Source organism: Streptomyces sp. 150FB (genome assembly GCF_000818195.1).
In the GTDB taxonomy this organism is placed as follows: domain Bacteria; phylum Actinomycetota; class Actinomycetes; order Streptomycetales; family Streptomycetaceae; genus Streptomyces.
The window spans coordinates 6,699,352-6,704,307 of the sequence record NZ_JTHL01000001.1 but is presented as its reverse complement, the minus strand read 5'-3'; the positions used below and the strand labels follow the sequence as shown (position 1 = coordinate 6,704,307).

General features: G+C 70.1%; 6 protein-coding genes and 1 pseudogene. 5 read left to right on the top strand and 2 right to left on the bottom strand.

Annotated elements, in window-relative coordinates:
- Positions 1-185: 185 nt before the first annotated feature.
- The 4 genes from QR77_RS29035 to QR77_RS29020 all read left to right on the top strand — a co-directional run bounded on the left by QR77_RS29035 (position 186) and on the right by QR77_RS29020 (position 3,065).
- On the top strand, positions 186-584 hold the full coding sequence (locus QR77_RS29035) for a PadR family transcriptional regulator (protein WP_052489747.1): 399 nt from the start codon (positions 186-188) through the stop codon (positions 582-584).
- Positions 581-1,549, top strand: a complete 969-nt coding sequence (locus QR77_RS29030) for a permease prefix domain 1-containing protein (RefSeq protein ID WP_052489130.1) — start codon at positions 581-583, stop codon at positions 1,547-1,549. The genes QR77_RS29035 and QR77_RS29030 overlap by 4 nt, the downstream gene beginning before the upstream one ends.
- A complete protein-coding gene (locus tag QR77_RS29025; protein WP_040024982.1) occupies positions 1,546-1,986 on the top strand; it encodes a hypothetical protein in 441 nt (146 codons plus the stop codon). The genes QR77_RS29030 and QR77_RS29025 overlap by 4 nt, the downstream gene beginning before the upstream one ends.
- Before the next feature lie 140 nt (positions 1,987-2,126).
- The gene (locus QR77_RS29020; protein ID WP_078877277.1) at positions 2,127-3,065 is read left to right on the top strand and encodes an aminoglycoside phosphotransferase family protein; all 939 of its coding nucleotides are present in this window, start codon (positions 2,127-2,129) and stop codon (positions 3,063-3,065) included.
- Here QR77_RS29020 and cynS read toward each other — a convergent pair.
- Both cynS and QR77_RS29010 read right to left on the bottom strand, forming a co-directional pair.
- A complete protein-coding gene (cynS, locus tag QR77_RS29015) occupies positions 3,028-3,471 on the bottom strand; it encodes a cyanase (RefSeq protein ID WP_040024981.1) in 444 nt (147 codons plus the stop codon). The genes QR77_RS29020 and cynS overlap by 38 nt on opposite strands.
- A gap of 68 nt (positions 3,472-3,539) precedes the next feature.
- Positions 3,540-4,517 carry a L,D-transpeptidase gene (locus QR77_RS29010; RefSeq protein ID WP_040024980.1) on the bottom strand — a complete coding sequence of 326 codons (978 nt, stop codon included), beginning with the start codon at positions 4,515-4,517 and terminating at the stop codon, positions 3,540-3,542.
- A 138-nt stretch (positions 4,518-4,655) separates the two neighbouring features.
- On the opposite strand from QR77_RS29010, the pseudogene QR77_RS46980 reads away from it, so the two are divergent.
- Positions 4,656-4,956, top strand: a pseudogene (locus QR77_RS46980) (hypothetical protein); the annotation flags it as partial.

The window sequence follows — 4,956 nt, the reverse complement described above, 5'->3', positions numbered from 1 at the left end:
GTCCTAGGCCCTGCCCGCGGTCCCGCCCCTCGGCCGCGGTCCTGTTCGCACCGCTGCACACACTCGCGCCGCTTCCAGTGACGGGACGGCCCCTCGACGACCTCTCGACGACCTCGTGATGGGCCCTCACCGACCCATTGATGGGTTCTGGACGATAGTGTGCGTCACACAGTATCGTGTGGCTCGTGAACGAATCTGAGGTGCTCGACGCGCACCGGCAGGAGCTGCGGCGCGGCTCCGTGGTGCTGGCGAGCCTGCTCGCCCTGCGGGAACCGGGATACGGCTACGGGCTGCTGGACGTCCTCGAACGCGCGGGAGTCCCGGTGGCGGCCAACACCCTCTACCCGCTGCTGCGCCGGCTGGAGAGCCAGTCCCTGCTGACCAGCGAGTGGGACACGACCCAGTCACGCCCGCGCAAGATCTACCGGACCAGCGACGACGGCATCCGGCTCGCCGAGGCGCTCCAGAGCGAGTGGCAGACCATCGGCGCGGCCCTGGCCCGGCTCGATCCGGAAACGCTCGATCCGAAACCGCTCGATCCCACATCGCTCGTTCCGCGAACGACGGAAGGACAGAAGCCATGACCGCCACCCTGACCGACCGCTACCTCACCGCCGTCACGCGGCGCGTGCCCGACAAACAGCGGCGCGACATCGAGCGTGAGCTGCGCGCGGCGATCGGCGACAGTACGGACGCCCGCGTCGAGGGCGGCCAGAGCCCGGAGGAGGCCGAGTACGCGGCGCTGAGCGAGCTGGGCAACCCCGCGCGGCTGGCCTCGCGCTACGCCACCCGCCCCCTCGCGCTCATCGGCCCCGACCTGTACCCCGACTGCGTACGGGCGCTGCGCGGGCTGGCCATGACGGTGCTGCCCCTCGTATACGTCGTGCTCGCCCTGGTCCAGTACGCCTCCGGCGCGAACGTGGCCGAGGCGGTCTTCAGCCCCCTGGGTTCGACGATGACGGTGGCGATGTATCTCGCCGTCGGGGTGATCGTCCTGTTCTCGGTCGTGGACCGGGCGGTCGCCTCCCGTCCGGGAAGCTCCGCGGACAGCGGCGGATGGACCCCCGACCTGCTGCCCCGGCCCGAGGTGCGCAGGCCCGCCGGGTGGAGCGATGTGGCCTCCGTGGGCGTCAAGGCCGCGTTCGTGATCGCGCTGCTCGTGGTGGAGCGGTGGGTCTCGCCGGTGACCGACACGGCAGGCTCGCCCGTACCCGTCATCGACCCGGCGCTGTGGCACGGGTGGATTCCCTACTTCATGGCGGTGATCGTGCTGGCCGTCGTTCTCCAGGTGGTGAATGTGCGTCTGCGCCGCTGGAGCCGGGGGACCGCCGTCATCGGTACGGTGCTCACGCTCGCCGGGAGCCTGCCGCTCGCCTGGCTGGCCTGGCAGGCCCGGGTGATCAACCCCGCCATCCCCCATGTCACCGGGTCGCTCACGACGCCCGGGAGCTGGCTCTCCTGGCTGGTCATCCTCTTCCCCGTCCTCGTCACGGTCGCCCGTCTCAACGACATCTGGCGCGGCGGCAGGCCCACGGGGGAGGTCGTATGAGCCACATACGGACCGCCCGCCCCGGCTGGGTTCTGTATCTGTCGTTACTGCTCCTCCTCCCCGGTCTGGCGTTGTTCACGGGTGGGATGAACGGCCCGGGAAACAAGATCATCTGTCCGGGCGAGAACGTGCCCTCCTGGAGCGAGGGTGAGGAAGTACCCGGCCCGATGCACCCCGGGGACTCCTGCGGCGTGATCGTGGGCGGGAACCAGAACGGCGGCACCCGTAGCTACGAGCAGCAGAAGGCCGTCCAGGCGCACGACGCCACGCGCGACCTGTGGATCGGCGTGGCGCTGCTGGCCTGCTCCGGTGCCGGGCTGGTGTGGACCGGCAGCTCGGTCTGGCGCTCGCGCCGCTCACGGAGGGCCACAAGCACGACCACAAGCACGACCTCGGACCCGTCCAAGGACACGACTTCGGACACGACCGCGAGCTGAGGGCCGGGAACGGGAGTTACAGTCGTCGGTATCGGCTGTTTTGCGGTGTTCGTCACCAGGTTGACGCCAGACATGACGTAGGCGCCACAAGTCCACGCCATCGCCGAGCGAAGCCGTGGGACGAAGCTGAGGAGACGCGTATGACGACCCCCGACCGGGCGGCGACCACCGGCGAAGTGCGGGACGCCAGGGAAGCGGACCCGAGGGAAGCGGACCCGAGGGAAGCGGACCCGCAGGAGACGGCCCCGCAGGAAACGGACGCCGACGAAGAGGCGCTGCCCGGCGGAGGCGTCAACGACGTCGTACGGATCGGGTCGACCGTCCGGCGGCCCGCCGGACCCTGGACCCCCGCCGTCCACGCCCTGCTCGACCACCTCGCGCTTACGGGCTTCACCGGTGCCCCGCGCGCCCACGGTCTCGACGGACAGGGCCGGGAAATCCTCGACCATGTGCCCGGCGAGGTGGCGGACTACCCGCTCCCCGGCTACGTACAGACGGACGCCGCCCTACGGGAGGTGGCCGCACTGCTGCGGACTTACCACGACGCGACGACCGGCTTCACCCCGCCGGAGGACGCCCACTGGTATTTCCCGCCGCGCGAGCCCGCCGAAGTGATCTGCCACGGCGACATCGCGCCGTACAACTGCGTGTTCCGGAACGGGAAACCGGTCGCTTTCATCGACTTCGACACCGCGCATCCCGGGCCCAGGGTCTGGGACTTCGCCTACGCCGCCTGCCGGTTCGTCCCGCTGGCGGCGGCCGACAACGAGGACTTCACCCTGCCGGTCGGCGAACAGGCACGCAGGCTCAGGCTGTTCGCCGACGCGTACGGGCTCGACGCCGACAACCGCGCCGTGGTGGCGGCCACGGCCGAGGAGCGTCTCGAACATCTCGTCAGCCATATGCACGCGCGGGCCCGCGAGGGGAACGCCGCGTTCGCCGGGCACATCGCCGACGGACACGACGTCCTCTACCTCGCGTCGGTGGCCCACATCGCGCGCCACGAGGGGCTCCTCACGCAGGCGCTGCTGGAGGGCACGGTCACCACTGGTACGGGAGGTACTTTCCGTCCAGGGTGATCACGACCCGGTCGCCGGCCGGGTCGGGGACGCGCTTGACGTCCAGCCGGAAGTTGATGGCGCTCATGATGCCGTCGCCGCACTGCTCGTGGATCAGTTCCTTGATGGTCGGTCCGTAGACCTGGACGACCTCGTACAGGCGGTAGATGGTCGGGTCGACCGGTACGGCGGAGTCGAGCGCCCCACGCGTGGGCTGGAGCTGGAAGGCGAGGGCTTCGTCCTTGCCGAGTTCGAGGAGCGCCGCCGCGGTCTCGGCTTCTTCCTTGCCCATCGGGTGCTGACCGAGGAGCGCGGCGGTCGTCCATGCGAGCGGCTTGCCTACGGCGTCCGCGAGTTGGGCCCAGGTCACACCCGTGAGCACCTTCGCGCCCCGGACGGCTTCGGCGGCTTCCTGCTTGCTGAGCATGGTGCCTCTTTCCCACGCGGTGAGCTGCATACAATAATTTTGATCTGTATACAGCATCGCACGCCCGGTCAGAGGGAGGCCGTGGTCGCCTGTCCGGACGAACTGCCCTCCAGCCACTGCGACCAGGACACGTTGAAGGACGCGTAGCCGTTGTCGGGCTCCGCCTTCTTGCGCGTCGAGCCGGTGATGGTCACCGGGTCGCCCTGCTGGACGTAGTCGTAGAACCACTCGGCGTCGGACAGCGACAGGTGGACGCAGCCGTGCGAGCCGTAGCTGTGCCCGGGGTTCGGGTCGCCGGTCGAGTAGTGGAGGTAGGTACCGGAGTTGGTGAGGTGGACGTCCCACGGCAGCGTCAGGTCGTAGTAGTCGGGGTCGCCCGGGGTGCAACTGATGGCGACGCTGCACGAGGTCATATGGACCGACTTCTCCTTGTCCATCACGGCCATCGTGCCGGTCCAGGAGGGGAAACTCGGGCTGCCGGCGTCGACGGAGAGGGTACGTACGGGCGCGCCGTCGCGGGTCACCTTCATCGTGTGGTCCGGTACGGACACGGAGGCCTCGACGTCGGCGCCGATGGTGAAGGCGTGGACGTAACCGTGGGTGCCGTAGCGGCCGTTGCCGTTGCTCACGTCCGTGAGGTCGGCGTCGAGCTTGACCTTCGTACCGGTCTTCCAGTAGTGCTCGGGCCGCCAGTCGGCGCGCTTGTCGCCGAACCAGTGCCAGGCGCCGTTGACCGGCTCAGAGGCGCTCACCTTGAGGTGCTTCTCGACGTCCTTCCTGGCCGAGGACGCCACCGGGTTGGTGAACACGACCGAGATCGGCATCGCCACGCCGACGGTCGCGCCGTCCTGCGGGGCGATGGTGTCCAGCAGCATCGGCGGTCCTGCCGGGTGCGTCGGCTTCGGGCTCGCGGCCGTCTTGGCCGCCGGCTTGGCCGCGGCGCCCGGCGTGGAGGAGGCGGAGGCGTTACCCCCGCACGCGCTCGTCCCCGCCAGTACCGCGCCCACGAGAAGTGCGATCCCTATGCTGCCTTTGCCGCGGCCCATGCCCATTGCTCCACTCGCATCACGTCGTACCAGAAAGCTCTCACCAAGCAAGAGACCAACGGGACCGGATCGGTTGCACCGCGCTTGCAAATAAAACGCGGCGGGCGGCGACGGGGTGTTCAGTCCGTCGTGCCGTCCGTGCCGGCCGTGTTGTCGGTGGAAGGCGGCGGCTCCGACACCGGGGGCGACGACGTCGGCGGCTTCGAGGGGGGCGGCGACGAGGCAGGCGGAGTCGGCTTCGAGGAGGGCGGCGACGAGACGGGCGGGGCCGGCTTCGATGCCGACGGGGTCGGGGTGGGGGCGGAGGTCGGCGTCCCGTCCGGTGAGGTCGCCTTCTTCGTCGGGGTGCGCTCCTTCGCCGGGGTGACCGCCTCGCCGGAGGCGGCCGGTGCGTGCGGCATCCCGCCCGGGGCCGCCGACGCCGGGACCGCCGGCGATG